This window comes from Pseudoalteromonas sp. B62 (assembly GCF_037162565.1).
GTDB classification, from domain to species: domain Bacteria; phylum Pseudomonadota; class Gammaproteobacteria; order Enterobacterales; family Alteromonadaceae; genus Pseudoalteromonas; species Pseudoalteromonas fuliginea.
Genome location: NZ_JARLVB010000002.1, coordinates 3,136,801 through 3,160,523, shown reverse-complemented (window position 1 = coordinate 3,160,523; position 23,723 = coordinate 3,136,801). Strand labels below are relative to the sequence as shown.

Here is a 23,723-nt window from a genome sequence, read left to right as displayed (position 1 = left end):
GGCAAACTCCTAGTTAAACCAAATTCCCTCATTAACGAGTGTAGTAAAGGTTTGAATAAATACTAGGCTAGGTTTTAAAAATTTTAACTGCGAGGCTTCAAACTCGATATCGTCAGTTAGTAGTTTCACAGCAGCTAAGTCAGTTAATAACACAGTGTAATTTTCGCCGTTTACACTTAACAAAATGTTTTCTTCAAGCAATTGATAAATAGCGCGTGTGCCACCTAAGCGTTCAAACACAATGGTGTTATTAGTTAATGCATTCGTTATTTGCTCAGCTGAAAATGGCTCTTCAACAGGCGCTAAGTCCATTTCATGTTTAGGTTGGCTTAAGGTTGTTCCTAGCCATTGTTTGAATAACGTGTCGTTTTCAAGCAGTCCTTGCATTAATGTTTTAACTTTAGTGACTTCAATATTATTAAGCTCACCTTTAGATTCTCTGAGTGTGAGATTACCATCGGTGTAGCGTTTTTGACCACTTTCGGTATCAATAATATGATCGGCGAAGCTCGACAATAAATCTTGTTGATTAGGGGCTCTAAAACCAACTGAGTAATTGAGTGCATTTTCTACAGCGTAACCTTCGTGAGGACACCCAGGTGGAATATATAAAATATCGCCGGGCTCTAATATGCAATCTATTACGGCTTCAAATGCTTCTACTTGCAGTAATTTTTTGTTTTGAGCAAACTGCTTAAGTGTCGGATCAGGCAGACCTACACGCCAATGACGTTTGCCTTCGCCTTGAATAATAAATACATCGTACTGATCTAAGTGTGGGCCAACACCACCATTAGGCGTTGAATAGCTGATCATTAAATCATCTATGCGCCAGTTTGGAATAAACCTAAATGGTTCTAGTAGTTGTGCAGCATCGCTATGCCAGTGATCAACTGCTTGCACGAGCAATGTAGAGTGATCGTCTGTTAACTGCTCAAAGTCTTCAAATGGACCTTGGTGCGTTTGCCAATCATTTTTATGATTGGTGATAATGCGTGACTCTATGCTTTCTTCCATTGCGAGACCGGCAAGCTCATTAGCATCAAGTGGGTCTTGAAAATCAGTAAAACCTTGTTTGATTAAAAGCGGTTTTTTTGCCAATAATGGCTTAAAAACTCTTGCTCAGACAAATTATTTATTTTTAATTGATACATACATTATGCCTACTAGTTAGTGCAATGGGGTAAAACAAAAAAAGCGAAAGGATGATCCTTTCGCTTTTTAAAAGAGCAATTTAGTTTTTAAACTAAATCATCAATAAACTCAACAGCACGACCAATGTAATTAGCAGGTGTTAGTTTTTTCATTTCTACTTTGGCGTGCTCTGGAAGGTCAAGACCATCGATAAAGTCAGCCATTATTTCTTGATTTACACGTTTACCGCGTGTTAAATCTTTAAGTTTTTCGTATGGCTTTTCAATGCCATATTTACGCATAACGGTTTGAATCGGCTCGGCTAGCAATTCCCAGTTTTGATCAAGCTCGTCAGCTAAACGTTGCTCGTTTACTTCAAGCTTGCTTACACCTTTAAGTGTTGATTGGTATGCAATAATCGCATAACCCATACCTACACCTAAGTTACGTAATACCGTTGAATCGGTAAGGTCACGCTGCCAGCGAGAAACTGGTAATTTTTGTGCAAGATGAGCAAAAATAGCGTTTGCTAAGCCTAAGTTACCTTCTGAGTTTTCAAAATCAATTGGGTTAACTTTATGCGGCATTGTTGATGAGCCAATTTCGCCAGCAATTGTTTTTTGCTTAAAGTGATTAAGGGCAATGTAGCCCCACATGTCACGGTCAAAATCGAGCAAAATAGTATTAAAACGTGCAATTGCGTCAAACAACTCTGCAATATAGTCATGCGGTTCAATTTGTGTAGTAAATGGGTTAAGTGTTAAACCTAAGCTTGATACAAATTTATCTGCGTGAGTATGCCAGTCGTAATCTGGGTATGCACTAAGGTGAGCGTTGTAGTTACCAACAGCACCGTTAACTTTACCTAGCATTTCTACTTGAGCAATTTGGTCTCGTTGACGCTTTAAACGCATGTATACGTTAGCAAACTCTTTACCCATCGTTGATGGTGTAGCTGGTTGCCCGTGCGTACGAGTCATCATTGGGATTGCTTTGTACTCAATCGCTTTTTCTTTAATTGCGCTTAAAAGCTCATCGCAATAAGGAAGCAAAACCTTGTTACGTGCTTCGCTAAGCATTAAACCATGAGATAGATTGTTAATATCTTCTGAAGTACAAGCAAAGTGAATAAATTCATTGATTGCATGAAGCTCACTGTTATCGGCTACTTTTTCTTTTAATAAGTATTCAACCGCTTTAACATCGTGGTTTGTAGTGCGTTCAATATCTTTAACGCGCTGTGCATCAGCTTCACTGAAGTTATCTACAATAGCGTTAAGTAGTGCATTAGCTTCTTCGCTAAATGCAGGTACTTCTTTTATATCGCTTGCTGCAGCTAACGCTTGCAACCAACGCACTTCAACAATTACGCGGTATTTAATTAAGCCAAATTCGCTGAAAATACTGCGTAGTTCAGTGGTTTTGCTGCCGTAGCGACCATCCACTGGAGAGATAGCCGTTAACGCTGAAAGCTCCATAATAACTCCTAAATTTTAGTTTGAACGATAGTTAAATTTTTGATTTAGCAATGGCGAGTATTTTTCTTTTTGAAAAGAAAAAGTGACGGCGTTTACCGCCCATTTGTCGCCATAATACTGCACTTCTAACACCGGCTAGTAATAGCGCACGGATTTTATTTTGAGTGAGCTGCTGTTTTAATAACTCGGGTTTACCATAAACCTGTATTCGGTGCCCAAGGGGCTCAGCACCGACGAGTATATATCTGCTAAGCCGGCAACAACGCTCTCGTCGGTAATAGCAAAATGATCTAAACGACGATGAATATCATCAATTCGTTTGCCTAATTCGTTTAAGCTCTTGTCGTTTGCATTTAGTGCACGTTCAAGCTGCATTAAACCACCTACGTACTTTACTATTTCAACATCTTTTTGAGCACCTGCGGTTAGCTGCGCCATTAATGTTTTATAGCCATCACGTAAGTTTTCAGTACCTTGGTAAACATCTTCTGGCGAAGCCGGTGATGTTTGAATAATGCTTGAAAGTAATACTTCTAAGTCGTGCTCATTATTACTGCCGTACTGGGCAATTTTTTGAACTTGCTTAGCAACTTGACACATGGCGGCAAGCGCCATGACTTGGTATTGATTCATTACTTGATCACCGAATCAATAATACCACCGCCTAAACACACATCTTCTGCGTAAAATACGGCAGATTGACCAGGTGTCACTGCTTTTTGTGGCTCGTCGAACAATACGCGGGCCATGCCGTCTTCACCTACAAGTAGGGTACAGCTTAAGTCTTCTTGGCGGTAACGTGTTTTTACTGTGCAGCGAGTGGTACCTTTAGGACCAATGCGATCAACCCAATGCAATTGGTTTGCATTAAGACCATTACTGTATAGGCGAGGGTGATCTTTACCTTGGCCCACAATAAGTACGTTACGTTCTAAGTCTTTATCAACTACGTACCATGGTTCGCCAGAACCTTCTTTCATACCACCAATTAACAAGCCTTTGCGTTGTCCAAGTGTGTGGTACATTAAGCCTTCGTGCTCGCCTACGTTATTACCGTCAGTGTCTTCAATAACGCCAGGTTGTGCTGGTAAGAACTTTTGTAAAAAATCTTTAAATTTACGCTCACCAATAAAGCAGATACCTGTGCTGTCTTTTTTATCGTGTGTGATTAGGTCTTGCTCTTCTGCTATGCGGCGTACTTCTGGTTTTTCGATATCGCCTACCGGGAATAACGTTTGGCCAATATGTTCATGGCTTAGGGTATATAAGAAGTAGCTTTGATCTTTATTGTTATCAAGTCCGCGACACATAACGTATTTGTCATCGCGAAGCTCACGGCGAACATAGTGACCCGTTGCAATAAAGTCAGCACCGAGTGCTTGAGCCGCAAATTCTAAAAAGGCTTTAAATTTAATTTCTTTATTACACATTATGTCTGGATTCGGTGTACGACCTGCTTTGTACTCTGCTAAAAAGTACTCAAATACGTTGTCCCAATACTCTGCTGCAAAGTTAACAGTGTGAAGCTCAATACCTAATTTATCACACACAGCTTGCGCATCTTTTAAATCATCAGCGGCGGCACAATATTCATCATTGTCGTCTTCTTCCCAGTTCTTCATAAACAGGCCTTCAACTTGGTAGCCCTGTTGTTGTAATAAATATGCAGATACAGAAGAATCAACACCGCCGGACATGCCAACAATGACTTTAATGTGACTATTTTCGCTCATGAATAATTTCGCTTATACAGATTGCTGTTAACTTGGAAAGGCCGCGATTATAGCATGTATTTTGTTTGTGCTTAAAGAGCGTAGGGCAGCAAAGACATAATTTGTCACTATTTTATTTGTATAACAAATAGCAAACTAGCCTTAAGAGCCGTTTGAGCGGACATAACTTCACGCATTAATTAGTGCCTGTTTACCTTTCGCGGTTGAATTTGAAACAGTATATTGATTTTTAGGGAAGGTAACGCTTATGGTGTGTGGCTATTTCTTATAAATAAGCGATAACGTTGCATAAATACTAAACATTCGCGCCCTTTGGTTTGTCCGTGGGCAATCAACTCATTTTTAACGACGGATGTAGTATGTACGGTAACGATGGAGTAGATACCGCCTACTAGGCTGATACCTCGCGCACTATTTAATTTCACTTATATAGAACAAATTTTAATCCTAAAGGTCAGTAGGCACTAAGTTTATTAGTTTTTTTCATGCAAATATTGAATTTTATTAATAGTATTTTCTTTTAAAACTACTTGGGTAAATATACACTTAGGAAATAGGAAATAGGAAATAGTAAATAGTAAATAGTAAATAGTAAATAGTAAATAGTAAATAGTAAATAGTAAATAGTTGATATTGTTTAAATGGTATCAATTTTAGGGACGCTACCTATATAGTCAACGGAATGAATATATGAATTATGCTTATCAAATAAATGAGATAAAATCACTCGTAGAGCATTACACTCTAAAGTCTAGTTTTTCACCAAATGATTTATCAGCAAATACAAATACTGAATTTAAGAAAGCCGCTTATCATCTTTTCTATGAACTGATAAAACTAAAAAGCCTTCGTATTTATCAAGAACCAAATCATATAACTGAGTTATTCGGCCTCATTAAGCAATCATCTTTTCAAGATCGTATTGAAAAAAAAGCATTGGCTCACGTTGAATATTGGTGGCTTGAATGGTATTTCGCGTTAGAAATGGATGAAAAGATAAATACTGAAAAAAATAATACGGCAATGAGTTATTTATCGCAAAGTACACAGCATCCAATGCGTAAACATGAACTTAGCCACTACGCTAAATTATTCGCAGCATTACCTATGCCAGTGTGTAATGTATGTGCAAGAACTGGCGATATTTTAAGAGTAAATCAACGCTTTGTAGACGTTTTTGGTTATACGGTCAAAGATGTCCCCAACCTAAATGTTTGGTGGCAAAAAGCTTACCCAGATATCAAGTATAGGGAGTTCGCTAAAACACTTTGGGACAATTCTTTGCAACTAGCCCTGAAAAATAACAACGACATTCCAGCTAATAACTACCGAGTGTCATGTAAAAATGGTTCTCAAGTAATGATGGAGGTATCAGGAATTGATATTGGGGAAGAATTTTTGGCTGTTTTTAAAGATGCTACTGAGCGTTTACAAGCAGAAGATATACTCAGAGATATGGCTTTTTTGGATGCGCTGACGAAAATAGCGAATAGACGTCGATTTGACGAAAAGTTAACACATGAGTTTGAGCGTGCGAAGGCGTACGAAGGTTCATTGTCATTAATCATCCTTGATATAGATCACTTTAAAGAATTTAATGATTTATACGGGCACGTAGCGGGTGATACTTGTTTATATGATGTGGCTCAAAAAATAGCATCAACAGTGAGTCGCCCTGAGGATTTTGTTGCTCGCTATGGTGGGGAAGAGTTTATAGTTTTATTACCACAAACGGACAAGCAAGGTGCTTTGTTTATAGCTGAGCAGATACAAAGAGCGATAGAAAACTTAGCCATTGCGCATGAAGGTAGTTTTACCGGTTTTTTATCTGTAAGTATGGGTATAAATACAATAGATAAATGCACAGCTAGTGATGAGCTAAATTTTATAAAAGCAGCCGACAGCGCACTTTATTATGCAAAGAGACAAGGCCGCAATTGTATTGCTTTAAGTGCTAATTAAATAACCTGCATATTATTTTGTTTGGTATTTATGCTGCATTAGCGCCTATTTATCGGGGATAACCACGCACTACAGGCGCAGACATACCTAAAAACTAAACATACGGCTGCAAACTTAACCTCGAGAGATAAACAGGCCTTAGGCTTAAAATAGTTTAAGCCTAATTGTATATAGTTTCGAGACTTAATATTGGCCGATTTAGACTATCATCAATACACTTTAAAACTAAGGGACTTCTGAGCGGTAGCGATTTTATTTGCTCGTAGGTGTGCCAATTCGCGCTAATAATGTTGCTATCTAGCGGTTTTGGGACTGGTATATTCTGAGGTGCTTCAAATAAGAAGCAGAACCGTAAATAGTGCACTGCGTTATCGGCATGCAAATTATACACACCTAAAAAGCCAATAGGCTCAAGCGCTAAGCCTGTTTCTTCAAGTAACTCTCTGCTTGCAGCTTGTGCAAGTGTCTCATTTTTCTCTAAATGACCCGCAGGTTGATTGTAACAAATTTGCTTTGTAAATTTATCGCGCTCTTTTACAAGTAAAAACTCATTTTGCTTTTTTACTATAGCTGCAACCGTAACATGCGGTTTATGCATCAACTACGCCCTTAATTACTTTGTATTCACCACAATTAATATCATCCAACGTATAGTTACCAATGCTATAGCGAATGAGGCGAAGAGTAGGGTGGCCAATATGAGCCGTCATGCGGCGGACTTGTCTGTTTTTACCTTCGTTAATGGTAATGCTTAGCCAAGTAGTGGGGATTGCTTTTCGTTCACGTACAGGCGGATTACGCGCCCAAATCGTAGGTTCATCAATTATTTTAACGTTAGCGGGGAGTGTAAGCCCGTCTTTAAGTTCTACGCCATTACATAAATCATTAATTGATTCACTCGTTGGTTCACCTTCAACTTGTGCCCAGTAGGTTTTATTCGTTTTTTTATCAGGAGCAGTCAAGGTGTTTTGTAATTTTCCACAGTTTGTTAAAAGCAATAAACCTTCACTGTCTCTGTCTAATCTTCCTGCGGCGTAAACTTCTTTAATCGGGATAAATTCTGCAAGCGTTTTTCTGTCTGCGTCATCTGTAAATTGGCATAGCACATCAAATGGTTTATTGAATAACACAATTTTTCTGTCTTTAGATGCTATTTGCGGCTTTATTTCTCTTTTACCTGAAGGCGTTTTATTAAGTGCACTGCGAGAATAAGTACGGCCAGTACTTCTTTTGGCTTGGCTTGTGCTGCTTGATTATTGCCTGATTTAGCTCTCATTATATGCACCTAGCTGGTTTTGGTAATCCGGCAATTTTTGTTGCTTGCTTAGCTGGGCCTTTAGGAAATAATTTATATAAATAAAGGCTATTACCTTTGTCCTCACCGAGTGCTTTAGCCATTGCTTTTACAAGCATTCTAATTGCTGGGCTGGTGTTATATTCAATGTAAAAATCACGAACAAAATTGATGACTTCCCAGTGTTGCTCACTCAGTGTGATGTTTTCTTGAGTAGCAATTACAGGCGCCAGCTCCTTTGACCATAAAGTATGGTCGAGCAAGTAGCCTTGTTTGTCGGTTTCAATCTGTTGGTTGTTAAATTCAAGCATGAGTTACCACGTAATTGATTGGTTAGTTGATAATGTGAGTGCCACAAAGTCTTCATAGCTAATTGCTTTATCGTTATCTGCTAATTTTATTGCACGTACTTGCGCGTCTTGTTCAAGTATTAACAGTGTATCTGCAAACTGCCTAAATTGTTTTTTTGCAAAGCAGGCATCACCAACCAGCAAAATGCTATCGGTTGGTAAAATTAAATTTTCTAATTGATTTGCACAGTAGTAGTTAAGCGGCTTTGAAAAAATATGTAACGTGCTCATAGATTCACCACATGCTGCTGGGCTTTAATTAATGTTTGTTGTTGGCTAAAGTTGAGTGCTTTTGCCTCTATGAGTAAATCATGTTTATTTAAACCATAATCAAGCAATGATTTTTCACACACGTAAATGTTTTCAACATCGTAAATTTCGAGTGTTTTAATATTTTTAAAAAAGTCTTTTAAGCCAATATCATTTGGTTGCTGATGCTTTTTTAAAGCTAAAACGGCGGGGCCGCTAAACAACCAACTTACATTTTGGTCAACAGCAGCAAATATCAATGTCATATCAAGTGCATCACGAATATTTAAATCGTCAAATGGGCTGCACTGACTCATTACTAATACGTTTATCATTTAAATTGCACCCATTTATCTGCGTCGCTTGCAAGCATTGCAAATTCAGCTAACCCTGTGACTTTAAATACACCTGTGTTTTTAATATCCAACCCGCGCTTTTGCGCGGCGGTAACACACAGCATTAAATTTAGTTTTTGATCAGCGAGTTGCTGCCAAAGTGCTGAAATTCGAAGTTCGTCTGAGGATAAATCAAAGTGTGTAGATGCATGATAAATACCTTGCTGGTATAAAAAAATAGCATCAATGGTATGCCCTTGGGCTAAACATGCATTCGCAAATTTAACTATGCGTTGCGTGGTATCGTGATCGGATGGTGGTGTATGTAATGAAAGAACAAAGCGTGTCAAAACAATTCCAATAAAAAAGCCCCAATAAAGGGGCTATTTTAACAGAACTATTTAATTAGTCATCACTTGCGCCAAGTAGAGCAAGCAAAGAAGTAAATAAGTTATATACGCTTAGGTATAAAGACACTGTTGCACGAATGTAGTTAGTTTCACCACCGTTTATGATTCGGCTTGTATCGAATAAAATCAAACCAGACATAATCAGTACAACTGCTGCATTAATTACCATAAACATCAATGAACTGCCAATAAAAATATTAACGATGCTTGCTACAATCACAACGATTAAGCCAACCGTTAAAAAGCCACCCATGAATGAGAAGTCTTTTTTAGTATTTAGTGCATAAGCAGATAAACCAAAAAAGATAAGCGCTGTAGAACCTAAGGCTTGCATAATAAGCATTGGGCCATTTGGTAATGCAGCATAATGATTAAGCAATGGACCTAAGCCAGCCCCCATTAAACCTGTGAAAGCAAACACCCAAAATACACCCGATGCTGTATCTGCTTTTTTATTTACAACAAATAATAAACCGAACGAAACGAGTGTAAACACAATTCCCATAAAGTAAGGTAATTGTAGTGCCATTGAAATACCGGCTGTAACTGCACTAAATGCAAGTGTCATAGCTAGTAAAAAGTAGGTGTTTTTAAGTACCTTGTTTGTTTCAATGGTAGACATTACCGGTTTCGCGGTATTGTACGATTGATTAAACGCCATTGTAGAGCTCCTTTAAGTGAAACGTGTGTGTTTCGATAATTTAACTAAAATTAGATTACCAACTCTTATATGTTTGGGCAAACCTTTGTAGATCAATAGAGTTAAATATTTAAATAAAAGTTCATTAGCGATTAAATTAAAAACACTTTGTCTTAACTTTAAACAAATCAATTGTTTTTTAAGCACTTAAACAATTAATTTAAAAAAAGCTTCACAAAAGGGATGGGTTTCCCTATTATGCAGGCCGTGCGGAGAGATGGCAGAGTGGTCGAATGCACCGGTCTTGAAAACCGGCATGGGTTTATAGCCCATCTAGGGTTCAAATCCCTATCTCTCCACCACTTATTTAATAAGTGTGTGGTAATTAAAGTATCATTCATTTAAATAGTTATTAGTACACTCTTACTTTTAACTTAGCAGTATCGGAGAGATGGCAGAGTGGTCGAATGCACCGGTCTTGAAAACCGGCATGGGTTTATAGCCCATCTAGGGTTCAAATCCCTATCTCTCCACCATATAACAAAATAGCCCGCTAATTTAGCGGGCTTTTTTGTGTCTATAAAAAACTAAAATGCATTATTGTTAAATAGAGTCTATATGGGCAGATTAGGGCCTTTTTATCTTTCGAGCTTGAATTTACAGTAGACTGTTTGGTTTTTGTTCAAGGTAGAGCCTATGTTATGTGGTCATTTCCCCATAAATAGGCGATAACGCAGCTCAAATGCCAAGCGTGCGCTGCTCTTGGGTTTGCCTACATATAGTATGTAAGTAAGGGGCGTGAGCAGGACGCGGATGTTTTACTCAATTTTTACTTATTCTTACATGAATGTAAGCCAGTAGGATAACGCAGGAGCAGTTACCAAGCCGACTAGGTATAAAAATTCGGCTAGTTATAGCGCAATTTCTTTATCGTTAAATAGACTTCATATATAAGCTAATTGGTATTACTTATCATTTTATATTTACTGAGAAAATGAAACCAGTAATTAGCGATGAATTTGTGGTATTTTATTAGCAAGCATGTTTTTAAAGGTATGTAAAATATGACGTTGTGGCTTAAAGATGATTTAGCGTCAAGAAAATTGGTTATATACAGGGCAATTTTATTTTCGATAGTAACTCTATTTATTCTATTCGTATTCCAACCTTTTGGTACAACCAACGATACTGAACCTTATAAATTACTCCGCCTTTCAGGCTACGGCTTAGTCACGTTTTGCGCTTTATTGCTTTCGGGTTTTATTGAGATCTTTTTAATTCGCTTAAATCTTAGCAATAAACTTCAAATAATAGTGACCCCCAGCCTTTATATTTTAATTACTGCTTTGTTTAACCACGGATATTTTGTTGTTGCTATGTTAGGGGCTTGGCATTGGCAAAACCAAATACTCTTCATTGTATATACATTAGCAGTGGGGTTATTCCCGATTAGTTTCATATTTGTTGTCAATCGTCATGCAAAGCATATGGTCTTAACAACTGAAAAAATACCGGTTGTTAAGACTAAACAGCGTGCTTGTGAAGAGGTAGAAAAAAATAACGTCCCCCCACATCGTCTAATAACACTTATTGGCGATAATAAAGGTGACAAGCTAACAATTGCGCTATCGGATATATTGTTTATTAAGTCAGCCGATAATTACTGTGAGCTCGCAACGATAGAAAACGATGTTGTTTCTCATAAATTGCTGCGTATAACGTTAACTGGTTTATTAAAACAATTACCCCAAAATACATTTTTATATCGCTGTCATCGGTCTTATGCAGTTAATTTACAATTAGTCGCAGTAAGTAAAGGGAATGCCGGAGGATTACAGTTATCGATGAACTCATTTGATTTCACAATTCCAGTTTCGCGAACTTATGTTGATGTCATTAAACAAGCCTTGCTGTTAACCCCTGATGTTTGTTGATGGCCCCAAAAACATGTAGTTAGCAACTAAAAGTGAAATTTAGCCCTAATTGATCGATTTCATAATTAGTGATTGCCATGATTAAGTTGAATTTAAAATTGTAACTTAAGAAGGTAAGTATGAAACATACAATTAAAGCACTGCTACTAATCACCACATTTATATTTTGTCATTACATGATGAAAGAGTTCTGGGGGGATAACTGGGTAAGTGTCCTATCTGACCTTGATCAACAATCAGCCCTTTTGTTATTTCCTGCTAAATACTTGTTTATTTATGGGCCATTGTTAGTTCTGGCAACATTATTATTTAAACATGAGAGTTGGTACAACGTTTTAGGTGTCGACATTGAAGGTTTTCAACGTTATTTACTCGCAGCGGTAGTTTGTTGCACACCTATGGTGATAGGTTACGCTTATTTGAGTAACGCGCTAAACCTTTCAATTACGGGGATAATTACAGGTTCAATATACGCGGGAGTTTTTGAAGAAATAATTTTTAGAGCTGCTTTGTTCGGCGTGTTATTTCGTTTTTGTCGTTGGGGGTTTATTCCCGCCGCATTAATTAGCTCAACGATATTTGGTTTGGGTCATATTTATCAAGGACATGATGCTATTTCAGCTGTGATGGCTGTTGCAATTACAACAATCGCAGGAACTTGGTTTGCGTGGTTATTTTGCGAATGTGGATACCGTATTTGGTTTCCATTATGGATGCATATATTTATGAATGCGGCTTATGGCATATTTAGCATGTCAGGTGGTGCAGCAGGGGATTTAAAAGGCAATTTGTTCAAGGCAACTGCAATAATTTTAAGCATAGTCTACGTAAACTTACTTATCCGTCGTGGTAAACCGCGCCAAATAACACTCTCTACGCTATTTAAAAAACGTCCAGGTTTTTCGTCTCAGCATTATAAATTAGCAACACAAAACACTTGAAGGAGATAATAATGTTTGAATTATTTTTAATTATAATGATTTTTTTGTCGCCTTTTTTACTTTTAGTGCTAATTAAAAATTACTTTACCTATAAAACGACTACTAAAGAAAAGTCACTTTTATTACAAGATAAAAATCAGAAAAATACGATTGTTATGCTGCAAAGAAAGTTAGACGTTTTAGTTGAAAGAGTCATAGTGCTTGAAGAGTTGGCGATAAATAAAAATATCGATTTATCACAAAAAATAGCTCAGTTGTAACTACTGAGCTATTTGTTATTTCTTTTAAAAACTGGGCTTTTATTACTTTATTAAATTACCTAGCTTATATGTTGTATGTTTTATCATCATAAGTTACGACCATAGTCTCTATTTCTAAGCTTTAGATCTTGGTGCATGCTTAATACATTAAATTTTATACGCTGTATTAAGGATTATTAGATGAAACATCAACTTGCAAAAAGCGTCGCGCTTTCATTATTGTCCCCGGTGATTGTTGGCAGTTTATTAGGTTTGTATTATGCACTAGCGTTGCAGGGTGATTTTCTATCAGTGTTCTTTCAACTATTGATGACAGCCATATCAAATGCACATATTGTAGGTTTAACAATGGCGGCTTTTGTTGTGCCGGGTTATTTACTCATGTTTAAGTATTCAAAAGTTAATTATTCAGGTGTTTTAACACTTGGGTTATTAGGTGGGGCTATTTTTAGTTATCTATTAAGTGCTTCAACAGGCGAGATATTTTTAATTAATAGTGTGATGTCTGGATTCGCCGCAGGACTATTTTTATTTGGCCTTCGTAATTGTGCAAAAATAATCGCAGAATTATTGACCAAGCGCGCTGATAAACAGCGCAATTTCCTTTTTTACCCTTTAAAGGTTCCAATTTTTAACGACAAAGAGTACCTTTAGCTACTGTCTGTTTAATAAGAAGTAGTTTGGTATGCAAAAGTACGATTTTTACCAGTCATTAGTTAAGCAAACTGAATCACTAATAGCTGGTGAATCTAATGTAATTGCCAATTTGGCAAATATAAGCGCGTTATTATTTACCTCTTTAGAAGATGTGAATTGGGCGGGTTTTTACTTTATGGATTCTCCTACTGAATTAGTTCTAGGCCCGTTTCAAGGTAATCCTGCATGCATTCGTATTCCAGTAGGAAAAGGAGTATGTGGAACTGCTGCGGCAACCGCAGAAACACAATTAGTTGAAGATGTTCACGCTTTTGACGGTCATATTGCCTGTGATGCGGCGTCAAATTCTGAGATTGTTGTACCTATCTTGAAAAATGGTAAAGTATTTGCTGTTCTTGATATCGATAGTCCAAGTGTTGGTCGATTTGATACTGACGATAAAGCCGGACTTGAAGCGCTAGTGAAATGCTTAGAGGCGAGCCTGTAATGAAAGATTTGCTAAATGTTCAAGACTACCTGTTTGCTGTGCAAGATGTTGGCGACTGGGAAGGCGAAGAAGAACATGTAGCGGAAACGCTCAATGATTTGATTCATATTGCCTGGGATCGTCTTCCGGACGATTCTGAATGTGAATTTATTGATGAAACGATTAATGGTATTTGGGAACACCTTCGAGGCGATATGGCTGTAATAGAAGCCGACTTTGAAGAGCTGGTCGACTGGGTAACACACTACGTCGATTCGTCCCTTGATGAAAAGATGTGAAAAATAGGTTCTAAAATGGAAACCACAAACAAGCTAAAAGATATTAACGAAGTATTGGAATTTTTGTATCAAGAATTCCCACAATGTTTTAAACAAAAAGATGGCATCAAGCCGCTTAAAGTAGGTATTTTCAAAGATATCGCTGAGCGTATTGAAGGCTCTGACAAAGTAAGCAAGACTCAAGTTCGTCAAGCGCTCAGAAAATACACGTCTAACTGGCGTTATTTAGAAGCGGTAACTAAGTCAGAGTTTCGTATTGATCTTGATGGTAATCAAGGTGAAAAAGTTGAGCAAGAGCATATCGACCATGCACAAAAAGCATTGGAAGAAAGCCGCGCTAAAATGGCAAAACGTAAAAAACAACAACGTCCACGCCAAGACTCAGATTCTAAATCTTTTAAGAAAAAACCAGCGCATGCTAGTAAAACAGGTGATAAAAACGCTTCTGCAGCTAATAAACCTGCCAAAGCAGCTCCTGCTAAACGTTCAGGAAAAATTGAACCTTTACCAGCTACTGAGGTCAAGGTTAATAATAAGGTTAAGGTTAAACTTGGCCAAGCACTTGTAAATGCAGTAATCACTGAAGTGAACAAAGATGACGTTCATGTTGAATTAGTGACAGGCATGCAAGTTAAAACCAAAGCTGACAGTTTATACATCGTTTAAACTGTAAATAAATTAAGGAGTTTGTATGAGTAAAAAGTTTACGCTCATTCCGTTAGTTGCTGCCCTGTTTTCAGGTTCATTATTTGCTGCTGTAGAAGCCGTCACTATTGACGATTTACCACTGCTCAAGCAAGAAAGTCAACATGGTACTGCCAGCAAACGCGTGGCTAGCTTATTTACTCGTTCACACTATATCCCGGTTCGATTTAACGATGAGCTTTCTAGTAAAGTGTACGATCGTTATATCGAATCCCTTGATTTTAATAAAAGCGTATTTTTAGCAAGCGATATTGCTTCTTTTGACCAATACCGCGATGACTTTGATAACGCTATAACTACCGGCAAATTGGGTTTCACATTTGATATCTTTAATTTAAGCCTTAAACGCCGTTTTGAACGTTACGAGTATTCCCTAGCATTACTTGAAAAAGAAATGACCTTTGATAAAGAAGATGAATACTTTTTTGATCGTGAAGAAGCTGCGTGGCCTGTATCTCAAGCCGAGCTTGATGAAATTTGGCGCGAACGTGTTAAGTACGATGCACTGCGTTTAAAAATGACAGGTAAAGATTGGGAAGGCATTAAAGAAGTGCTGACCAAACGCTATAAAAATGCAGAAAAGCGTTTAGTGCAATCAAATCCAGAAGATGCATTTCAATTAGTATTAAATTCTTTAGCACGCAGTATTGAGGCGCATACGTCTTATTTATCGCCGCGTCGTGCTGAACAATTTAAAATGGATATGGACCTAGAGCTCGAGGGCATAGGTGCAGTATTGAGTCCAGATGAAGATTACACAGTTATTCGCAGTTTAGTACCTGGTGGTCCTGCGGATAAAACAGAGCAAATTAAAGCCGATGACCGAATTATTGGTGTTGCTCAAGATGGTGAAGAATTTGTTGATGTTATTGGCTGGCGCTTAGATGACGTTGTTGATTTAATTAAAGGCCCTAAAGGTACTAAAGTACGTCTTCAGTATTTAAAAGGCGCTGATGCTCACGGCACACCAAAAGTTGTTGAAATTACCCGTGATAAAATCAGATTGGAAGACAGAGCCGCTAAATCAGAGGTCTTTGAAGCTAAATATTCAGATTTAACAAGCAAAGTGGGTGTGATTGAAATCCCTGGCTTTTACAATAATCTTTCGAAAGATGTAAAAGTTGAACTTGCTAAGCTTAAAGAGCAAAAGGTTGATGGGATTATTATCGATCTACGCCAAAATGGTGGTGGTTCATTATATGAAGCTACCCAGCTTTCGGGATTGTTTTTTGACCAAGGACCTGTAGTTCAAATACACACTTTAAATAACCGTATTGAAGAACAAAGAGACCGCGATGGCATTACCTATTATGATGGTCCACTTACGGTATTAGTTGATAGATACAGTGCGTCAGCATCAGAAATATTTGCAGCGGCAATGCAAGATTATGGCCGCGCAGTTATTATTGGTGAGCAAACCTTTGGTAAAGGCACGGTTCAACAGCACAAAGGCTTAGGCCGTGCTTACGACTTGTATGATAATGCATTGGGTAGCGTGCAATATACAATTGCTAAATTTTACCGCATCAATGGTGGTAGTACGCAACATAAAGGTGTGATTCCAGACATCTCGTTTCCATCAGCAATCGATCCTGCAGAATGGGGCGAAAGTAAACAAGACAATGCACTGCCTTGGGATAGCATTGTTAAAGCGAAATATAAAAAACTTGGTAATTTAACGCCAGTTATTACCTATCTTGAGAAGCAACATGAGGTACGAATTAAATCAGAACCTGAGTTTGGCTATGTATTTAATGATATTGCCTTATACAACGAAGAGAAAGATCGTAAAACGATCTCTTTAGTTGAAGCAGACCGTATTAAAGAAAAAGACGAAGGTGAGGCACGTGCACTTGTACGTACTAATGAACGTCTTAAGCGTTTAGGTAAAGATCCGGTAGAAAACTTAGATGATTTACCTGAGGTTATTGAAGAGCTTGACCCATTTTTAGAAGAAGCCGCTTTAATTACCCAAGATTATATTAACTATGGTCGCATAGCTAAGAAGTAACCCCTGGTTTTACCTCTATAAAAAAGGCGCTTTTGCGCCTTTTTTGCTACCTATAATTTACTAAATTGTTATAATCTCCCATTACATAAAGTTGAGCTAGATCATTAAAGTTCAATTAATGCGCTTTACGTGCTAAAAATAATAATTAAACACACATTGAGTGTGTGTAGGAGTCTCTACTTTGAAGCCATTGGAAGATAAACCAATCAAGCCTGCCTCGTTTTTTGATGCATTAGTTCCTATCTCTGTATTAATTTGCCTACTCGGCGCTGCCGTATACTTATTTGGTGATAATTCTTCATCAGGTCCTAACCAGATTGCACTTTTGTTCGCAACTTTTGCAGCTGCTTTAATTGGTCTTAAAAATGGTTATACATGGAAAAAGTTAGAGCAAGCAATGATTGAAGGCATAACGCTTTCACTTGGTGCTATTCTAATTTTACTCATGGTAGGTGCATTAATTGGTACTTGGTTACTATCAGGAACTGTACCGACCTTAATTTATTATGGCTTACAGGTTATCAATCCGAGCTGGTTTTATGCAGCTAGCTGCTTAATTTGTGGCATTGTTGCAATGAGTATTGGTAGTTCGTGGACTACGGCTGCAACAATAGGTGTTGCTTTACTTGGCGTAGCAACCGGTCTTGGGCTTGAACAAACAGTAACAGCCGGCGCGGTTATATCGGGCGCGTACTTTGGTGATAAGTTAAGCCCACTGTCAGAAACTACAAATCTTGCACCTGCAGTTGTTGGGGCTGATTTATTTGAGCATATCCAACATATGTTATGGACGACAGTACCTAGCTTTGTTATTGCATTGATTATATTTATATTTATGGGTTTTAATGCAACGGCTTCAAGTGAAGCAGGGCGTATTGACGAAATTACAGCTATTTTACAACAAAATTTTAATATTGGTTTTGAAATGCTAATACCACTAATTGTATTGTTAGTTTTAGCAATTAAAAAAATGCCAGCCTTTCCTGCTATCTCTATTGGTGCTGTTGTGGGCGCTGTTTGGGCCATGTTGTTTCAATCTGATTTAATTGCTAGCCAAATTGATGTCTCTCAAGGACAGTTAGTAGGCTACTTTAAGCTTGTTTGGACCACTTTTTTTGACGGTTTTAGCATAAACACCGGCGATGATAAAATGGATTCGCTACTTAGTGGTGGTGGTATGGCTGGAATGCTTACAACGACCTGGCTTATTATGACCGCACTTATGTTTGGCGCTATCATGGAAAAAACAGGTCTTCTTGATATTTTTGTTAAAAGTATTCTTAAAATAGCTAAAAGTACGGGATCGTTAATTGCGGCAACAATAGCAACGTGTATTGGTACTAACGTGATAGCTGCTGATCAATATATTGCTATTGTTGTACCCGGTCGTATGTTTAAAGATGAATATAAAAAACGTGGTTTGAAGCCTGTTAACTTATCTCGTACATTGGAAGATGGCGGTACAATTACCAGCCCACTAATTCCGTGGAACACTTGTGGCGCTTACATGCAAAGCGTTTTACTCATAAATCCGTTTGACTATGCACTGTACGCTTTCTTTAATTTAATTAACCCTGTATTAGCGGTTGTTTATGCCTATTTAGGTATTAAAATTTTACGTATCAAACCAAAACAATCGGCCTAATTTTAAACAGCTCTTTTAAATTTAAAAGAGCTGTTTTGGAGCATCTATGACTGAATCAAGTAAACCTCAAGCACAATATCTTAAAGACTACAAAGCCCCAGACTTTTTAATTGACCACACTGAGCTAACATTTGACTTACAGCCATTAACAACGAAGGTAAGTTCCTTATTAACACTTACACGAGTAGGTGATAACAAAGCACCCTTAGTGCTTGATGGTATTGATTTACGCCTGCTCTCTTTATCAATTGATACTGTTGATATAACGGATTATGAAATTATTGGCGAGCAACTAATAATTAATAATCTACCGGATAGTTGCCAATTAAGTATTGTCACCGAGATATCACCTGAGACTAATACTTCACTAGAAGGTTTATATTTATCAGGTGGTGCGTATTGCACGCAATGTGAGGCGCAGGGGTTTAGAAAAATAACCTATTACATGGATCGCCCCGATGTTTTATCTACATTTGATGTGATCGTAATTGCAGATATAAAATTTTCTCAGCTCCTATCTAATGGTAATCAAGTAGACAGTGGTGAAACTCAAGATGGGCGTCATTTTGCTAAATGGCAAGACCCGTTTAAAAAGCCAAGTTATTTGTTTGCTTTGGTTGCAGGTGATTTTGATGTATTAAAAGACAACTATATTACTCAAAGCGGTAAAAATGTTGAACTTGCTCTATTTGTAGATAAAGGTAATTTATCTAAAACACCACATGCTATTGCCTCACTTAAAAAAGCAATGCAGTGGGATGAAGCGCGTTTTAATTTAGAATATGACCTAGATATTTATATGATTGTAGCCGTTGATTTTTTCAACATGGGTGCAATGGAAAATAAAGGTTTAAACATATTTAATAGTAAATGTGTTTTAGCCAACCAAGAAACAGCGACAGATAAAGACTATCATACGATTGAATCTATAGTAGGGCATGAGTATTTCCATAACTGGACAGGTAATCGGGTAACGTGCAGAGATTGGTTTCAGTTATCGCTTAAAGAAGGTTTAACTGTATTTAGGGATCAAGAGTTTAGTAGTGACTTAGGCTCTCGTGCGCTTAATCGAATTGACGCTGTAAAAGTAATGCGCACACACCAGTTTAGCGAAGATGCTGGCCCTATGGCTCATCCTATTCGTCCAGAAAAAGTTATTGAAATGAATAACTTTTACACGGTTACTGTGTACGATAAAGGCGCCGAAGTAATCCGAATGATGCATACATTATTAGGCGAGCCAAACTTTCAAAAAGGCATGGCACTCTATTTTGAGCGCCATGATGGACAAGCTGTTACTTGTGATGATTTTGTAAGTGCAATGAGCGACGCATCAGGCGTTAACTTAGATCAGTTTAAACGTTGGTATAGTCAAGCAGGTACATCTCGTTTAAATGCAATTCAAAATTTTGATCTGGATTCAAATACATACAGTTTAACAATTGAACAATTTGCACCGCTGAACCAGCAAAGTAATGCACCTTTGCACATTCCATTTGCAATTGAACTGTTAGATGTAAATGGACAAAGTATTGAGCTTGAGTACCAAGGCGAAAAAGTTAACCACGTTCTAAATGTAACTCAACCATCACAGACATTTCACTTTGATAATATGACTGCTAAACCTGTTGCAGTATTACTTGAAGACTTTTCTGCTCCATGTATTTTAAACCAAGAGACAGATGAACATGAGCTACTTCATATTATGCGTTTCGCACGCAGTGACTTTTCTCGTTGGGATGCACAGCAGCAGCTATTTATTAAAGCAATGAAAGCGAATCTGAACAGTGTTGAAAGTGTTGGGCTTAGTGATGAGATAATTAATGCGCTTCGTGGATTAGTTAATGAAAAACAGGGCGATCTAGCGCTTATTGCAGAGCTATTAAAATTACCAAGTTTTGATACGTTGGCTGCTGAATTTGAAGTAATTCCAGTAGATGAAATAGTCAATATTGCTGAGCAATTTGAAAGGCAAATAGCGGATGAGTTAACTAACGAGTTTATAACGTGTTTTGAATCGTTAATCGATGATGGCAGTGTAAATGCAAGCGCCGTTGCAATTCGGTCTTTAAAGCAGCTATGCCTTCATTACCTTGCTAAAACTAATGACCCGCACGCTGCTGATTTTATTAAACATGCTGCAAGCTCAAAAAATATGACGAATGTTTTAGGTGCACTAAGTGCCGCTGTTAAAGCGTCACATGAGCTATGTGAAGAATTGTTAAACTACTTTGATAGTCAATGGCGTCACGATGTATTAGTAATGGATAAATGGTTTGCTTTGCAAGCGATGCAAACTGGTGACAATGCAATTGATAATATTAAGGCGCTTTACGAACATCCGTGTTTTGATTTTTCAAACCCCAATCGTGTACGAGCACTTGTAGGTAGCTTTAGCCATTTTAATACGTCTCAGTTTCATCGCCTTGATGGTAAAGGTTACGCGCTCTTAGGTGATTTACTCATTAAATTAAATGCTATAAACCCTCAAAATGCATCTCGTATGCTAACGCCGTTTATGTCGTGGAAGCGATACGATAATACACGTTCAACAGCAATGAGACTGCAACTAGAACGTTTAGCTAATTTAGATGGGTTAAGCGCCGATTTATTTGAAAAGGTTGAAAAAGCACTTAAGTAAATGATCGAATATTATTTTAATTTAAGATTGAGCTACAGCGAATGCATGGATTACTACCATGGTCGTTTTAGCTCATTGCAGGTTGTCGAAGATGGCGGGAAAACAGTGCGTTTTTCTGCTAATCACTTAAGGCCATTTATTACTAGCTTAGGTATAAGAGGGCGTTTCAGAATGTTACTAACCCTTGAAAATAAATTTATTCGTATTGAACGAGTGGCTTAGTACGCTGTTTTTATGTTATAAAATCATAAAATATTGTCTTTTTGTTAATTTCAATTTGTTCTATTGTTAAATTACGTGTATAAATTATCTGGTACGACGTCTTACCAATACGTAAACGTCAACCAGAATGAAAATATATAACAGATTGAATGCGACTATTTGTAATTTATCCATTTCGCTTCTATCGTTACGATTACACTAAAAACAATAACTTGATCACACAAAATGACCCGCGACAGGGGGAACCAAAAATGATAAGAAGATCGCTTTTTGTTAAAAATAAAATCGCTATAGGTTTAGCAGTCGCTAGCCTTGGTTTATCAACAGCTAATGTACAAGCTGCAACATTTGAAGCCGGAGGGTTTGATATTACCTTCGATTCAACCTTTTCATATGGGCAAAGTGTCCGTGTAGAAGACCGAGATTTTAGCTTAATTGGTAAAAGTAATAACCCGGCGTTTAACTGGGCAGGTTACAATCCTGCGTTAAGTAATACCGTTTATTCATCTCAAGATGTGTGGGCTCAACCAGGCTCTTACTCAAATAATGGTGACGCGGGTAATTTGAATTTCGATAGTGGTGATTCATTTTCTAAATTATTAAAAGGTACACACGACCTTTCAATAAATAAAGACAACTACGGTTTGTTTACACGTTTTATGTATTTTTATGATTTTGCCTTAATGGATGGCAATCATGCATATGCTAATCCTACATCAGGTCAAGGTGTTGACCCATGTGACGATAAAGATACTAAAGCACAAAGCTGCGCCGACATTCGTTTATTAGATGCGTTTGTTTGGGCTGATTTTGATTTAAATGACGGTAACAACCCATTATCAGTGCGTTTAGGTCAGCAAGTTGTTAACTGGGGTGAAAGTACGCTTATATCTCATGGTATTAATGTAAACCCTGTAGATATAGATCGTTTAAAAGCACCTGGTGCTGAGCTTAAAGAGGCATTCATTCCGGTGGGCATGTTATGGGCTTCATTGGGTATAACAGACAATATTACGCTTGAAGGTTTTTATCAGTATCAATGGCAAGAAACGCGTTTGCCTGCAGCAGGTACTTACTTTTCTACTAATGACTTTGCGGCAGAAAATGGTTATCAGCAAAATGTTCAGTTAGGTTTTACATCTAACCCTGATATTGATGTTGCATTTTTAACTGATAGTCTAAACAACCTAACATCTGACTTTGCTTTAGCGGCAGCTACGCAGGGGATTGATCCATCTAGTGCTGAAGGCAGTGCTTTACTTGCTCAAATGTACCTTGCTTACCCCACTAAAGTTGCACTTAAAGGTAAAGGCGGTAATGGTAAAACAGAACCTGAAGATGGCGGCCAATACGGTTTACGTTTAGGTGTATTTTTGCCTGAATTTAATGATACTGAAATTGCACTGTATCATGTGAATTATCATAGTCGTCGTCCGCTTATATCTGGTCGTGTATCAAACTTTACTCAAGCAGCTATTGCACAAGATTTAGCAATGATTATGACAACAGAAATTACGTCTGATAATGTTGCTGATTTAACTGCTTTCTCTAAAGCGGAAAACGATTACCCTGAAGATATCAAATTATACGGTTTAAGTTTTAATACCACGATAGGCGACACAGCCTTTGCCGGTGAATTTGCTTTTCGTCAAGATGAACCACTGCAAATTGATGACGTAGAATTACTCTACACAGCAATGCCTGAACAGTTAGCTGTTGCGGGTATTCGTCCTGATTTTGCGGGTATTTCGCAAATGAGTTTTGGTGATGCTATAAGCTCAGTTGGTCCAGGTGAAGTTGCCCAAGGTTATATTGAACGTGATACATCACAGATTCAGTTCACTGCGACCCATTTATTTGGCCCTTCGTTAGGTGCTGATAGCTGGGCTGTTGTTGGTGAAGTGGGTGCTGTAAAAATTCACAATATGCCTGAATACGATGAAATGCGCTTAAATGTATCTGGCACTGGCCGAAGTGGAACAATTACGGGCCCAGGTACTACCGATTATTCAACGCTACAGCTTGGTTTATCAAATGGTGCTGAAGAAAAGTCTTTTGCAACCGCTTCTTCTTGGGGTTACCGCTTAATTGCTAAAGGTGATTATTTTAATCTCTACAATGGTATTAACTTTTCACCACGTTTTGTTTTTTCTCATGACGTAAATGGTAATACACCAGATCCTATGTTCTTGTTTATTGAAGACCGTAAATCTTTAGGTGCTACCATGAACTTTAATTACCAAAATGCATGGTCACTTGATGTGAGCTATAACTCATTTTGGGGCGGCGGCGGTGTTAATACATTCTCAGACCGCGATTACGTTTCTTTCAATTTAAAATATTCTATTTAGGGGTAA

20 protein-coding genes, 2 tRNA genes and 4 pseudogenes are annotated in these 23,723 nt (G+C 37.8%); 15 read left to right on the top strand and 11 right to left on the bottom strand.

All coding sequences use genetic code 11. From position 1 onward, the window contains the following. Positions 1-9 precede the first annotated feature (9 nt). The 4 genes and pseudogenes from P4S71_RS18760 to mnmA form a co-directional block, all read right to left on the bottom strand. Positions 10-1,154 (bottom strand): annotated as a pseudogene (locus tag P4S71_RS18760) (ribosomal protein uL16 3-hydroxylase). Between the two features lie 87 nt (positions 1,155-1,241). Continuing rightward, positions 1,242-2,612 carry an adenylosuccinate lyase gene (gene purB, locus P4S71_RS18755; protein ID WP_149602566.1) on the bottom strand — a complete coding sequence of 457 codons (1,371 nt, stop codon included), beginning with the start codon at positions 2,610-2,612 and terminating at the stop codon, positions 1,242-1,244. Positions 2,613-2,643: 31 nt separating this feature from the next. Next, a pseudogene (gene hflD, locus P4S71_RS18750) lies at positions 2,644-3,245 on the bottom strand (high frequency lysogenization protein HflD). Continuing rightward, positions 3,245-4,345 carry a tRNA 2-thiouridine(34) synthase MnmA gene (gene mnmA, locus P4S71_RS18745; RefSeq protein WP_007375708.1) on the bottom strand — a complete coding sequence of 367 codons (1,101 nt, stop codon included), beginning with the start codon at positions 4,343-4,345 and terminating at the stop codon, positions 3,245-3,247. The pseudogene hflD and the gene mnmA overlap by 1 nt, the downstream one beginning before the upstream one ends. Positions 4,346-5,035: 690 nt before the next feature. Here mnmA and P4S71_RS18740 point away from each other — a divergent pair. Then, entirely contained in the window at positions 5,036-6,307 is a 1,272-nt protein-coding gene (locus P4S71_RS18740) for a sensor domain-containing diguanylate cyclase (protein WP_096793206.1), read from the top strand. Positions 6,308-6,467: 160 nt separating this feature from the next. Here the strand turns inward: P4S71_RS18740 and P4S71_RS18735 are convergent, their stop codons facing one another. From P4S71_RS18735 to P4S71_RS18705, 7 genes and pseudogenes are all read right to left on the bottom strand, one after another. Further along, positions 6,468-6,905 (bottom strand): NUDIX hydrolase, encoded by a 438-nt coding sequence (locus P4S71_RS18735; RefSeq protein ID WP_033039907.1) that lies wholly within the window; start codon positions 6,903-6,905, stop codon positions 6,468-6,470. Then, positions 6,898-7,583: pseudogene (locus tag P4S71_RS18730) on the bottom strand (pseudouridine synthase). The gene P4S71_RS18735 and the pseudogene P4S71_RS18730 overlap by 8 nt, the downstream one beginning before the upstream one ends. Further along, positions 7,583-7,912, bottom strand: coding sequence for a TusE/DsrC/DsvC family sulfur relay protein (locus P4S71_RS18725; RefSeq protein WP_007375712.1), 330 nt, complete (start codon positions 7,910-7,912; stop codon positions 7,583-7,585). The pseudogene P4S71_RS18730 and the gene P4S71_RS18725 overlap by 1 nt, the downstream one beginning before the upstream one ends. Before the next feature lie 3 nt (positions 7,913-7,915). Beyond that, complete coding sequence (locus P4S71_RS18720; protein WP_007375713.1) at positions 7,916-8,182, bottom strand: DsrH/TusB family sulfur metabolism protein; 267 nt, start codon at positions 8,180-8,182, stop codon at positions 7,916-7,918. Continuing rightward, positions 8,179-8,535 carry a sulfurtransferase complex subunit TusC gene (gene tusC, locus P4S71_RS18715; protein WP_024600506.1) on the bottom strand — a complete coding sequence of 119 codons (357 nt, stop codon included), beginning with the start codon at positions 8,533-8,535 and terminating at the stop codon, positions 8,179-8,181. Before tusC ends, P4S71_RS18720 begins: the two co-directional genes overlap by 4 nt. Next, on the bottom strand, positions 8,532-8,885 hold the full coding sequence (gene tusD, locus P4S71_RS18710) for a sulfurtransferase complex subunit TusD (RefSeq protein WP_337151265.1): 354 nt from the start codon (positions 8,883-8,885) through the stop codon (positions 8,532-8,534). Before tusD ends, tusC begins: the two co-directional genes overlap by 4 nt. 55 nt (positions 8,886-8,940) lie before the next feature. Beyond that, positions 8,941-9,606, bottom strand: a complete 666-nt coding sequence (locus tag P4S71_RS18705; RefSeq protein WP_007375716.1) for a Bax inhibitor-1/YccA family protein — start codon at positions 9,604-9,606, stop codon at positions 8,941-8,943. A gap of 250 nt (positions 9,607-9,856) precedes the next feature. On the opposite strand from P4S71_RS18705, the gene P4S71_RS18700 reads away from it, so the two are divergent. The 14 genes and pseudogenes from P4S71_RS18700 to P4S71_RS18635 all read left to right on the top strand — a co-directional run bounded on the left by P4S71_RS18700 (position 9,857) and on the right by P4S71_RS18635 (position 23,717). Further along, positions 9,857-9,947 (top strand) — tRNA-Ser (locus tag P4S71_RS18700). An 83-nt stretch (positions 9,948-10,030) separates the two neighbouring features. Continuing rightward, a tRNA-Ser gene (locus P4S71_RS18695) sits at positions 10,031-10,121 on the top strand. A gap of 528 nt (positions 10,122-10,649) precedes the next feature. Beyond that, positions 10,650-11,519 carry a LytTR family DNA-binding domain-containing protein gene (locus P4S71_RS18690; RefSeq protein WP_008133669.1) on the top strand — a complete coding sequence of 290 codons (870 nt, stop codon included), beginning with the start codon at positions 10,650-10,652 and terminating at the stop codon, positions 11,517-11,519. Positions 11,520-11,638: 119 nt separating this feature from the next. Beyond that, entirely contained in the window at positions 11,639-12,460 is an 822-nt protein-coding gene (locus P4S71_RS18685) for a CPBP family intramembrane glutamic endopeptidase (RefSeq protein WP_337151264.1), read from the top strand. Positions 12,461-12,471: 11 nt separating this feature from the next. Beyond that, entirely contained in the window at positions 12,472-12,720 is a 249-nt protein-coding gene (locus P4S71_RS18680) for a hypothetical protein (RefSeq protein ID WP_096793202.1), read from the top strand. Positions 12,721-12,900: 180 nt separating this feature from the next. Further along, a pseudogene (locus tag P4S71_RS18675) lies at positions 12,901-13,275 on the top strand (hypothetical protein); the annotation flags it as partial. Positions 13,276-13,405: 130 nt separating this feature from the next. Beyond that, positions 13,406-13,864 (top strand): GAF domain-containing protein, encoded by a 459-nt coding sequence (locus P4S71_RS18670; RefSeq protein ID WP_007375721.1) that lies wholly within the window; start codon positions 13,406-13,408, stop codon positions 13,862-13,864. Further along, positions 13,864-14,142, top strand: a complete 279-nt coding sequence (locus P4S71_RS18665; protein WP_002961910.1) for a hypothetical protein — start codon at positions 13,864-13,866, stop codon at positions 14,140-14,142. Before P4S71_RS18670 ends, P4S71_RS18665 begins: the two co-directional genes overlap by 1 nt. Positions 14,143-14,157: 15 nt before the next feature. Next, positions 14,158-14,808: an RNA chaperone ProQ gene (gene proQ / locus P4S71_RS18660; RefSeq protein ID WP_007375722.1), complete on the top strand. Its 651-nt coding sequence runs from the start codon at positions 14,158-14,160 to the stop codon at positions 14,806-14,808. 25 nt (positions 14,809-14,833) lie between these two features. After that, positions 14,834-16,858 carry a carboxy terminal-processing peptidase gene (prc, locus tag P4S71_RS18655; protein ID WP_337151263.1) on the top strand — a complete coding sequence of 675 codons (2,025 nt, stop codon included), beginning with the start codon at positions 14,834-14,836 and terminating at the stop codon, positions 16,856-16,858. 181 nt (positions 16,859-17,039) lie between these two features. After that, positions 17,040-18,503, top strand: a complete 1,464-nt coding sequence (nhaC, locus tag P4S71_RS18650; protein ID WP_198402991.1) for a Na+/H+ antiporter NhaC — start codon at positions 17,040-17,042, stop codon at positions 18,501-18,503. Between the two features lie 46 nt (positions 18,504-18,549). Continuing rightward, positions 18,550-21,144: an aminopeptidase N gene (gene pepN, locus P4S71_RS18645; protein ID WP_337151262.1), complete on the top strand. Its 2,595-nt coding sequence runs from the start codon at positions 18,550-18,552 to the stop codon at positions 21,142-21,144. Continuing rightward, entirely contained in the window at positions 21,145-21,366 is a 222-nt protein-coding gene (locus P4S71_RS18640) for a DUF2835 family protein (RefSeq protein WP_033014893.1), read from the top strand. A gap of 251 nt (positions 21,367-21,617) precedes the next feature. Then, entirely contained in the window at positions 21,618-23,717 is a 2,100-nt protein-coding gene (locus P4S71_RS18635) for a DUF1302 domain-containing protein (protein WP_337151261.1), read from the top strand. Positions 23,718-23,723: the final 6 nt, after the last annotated feature.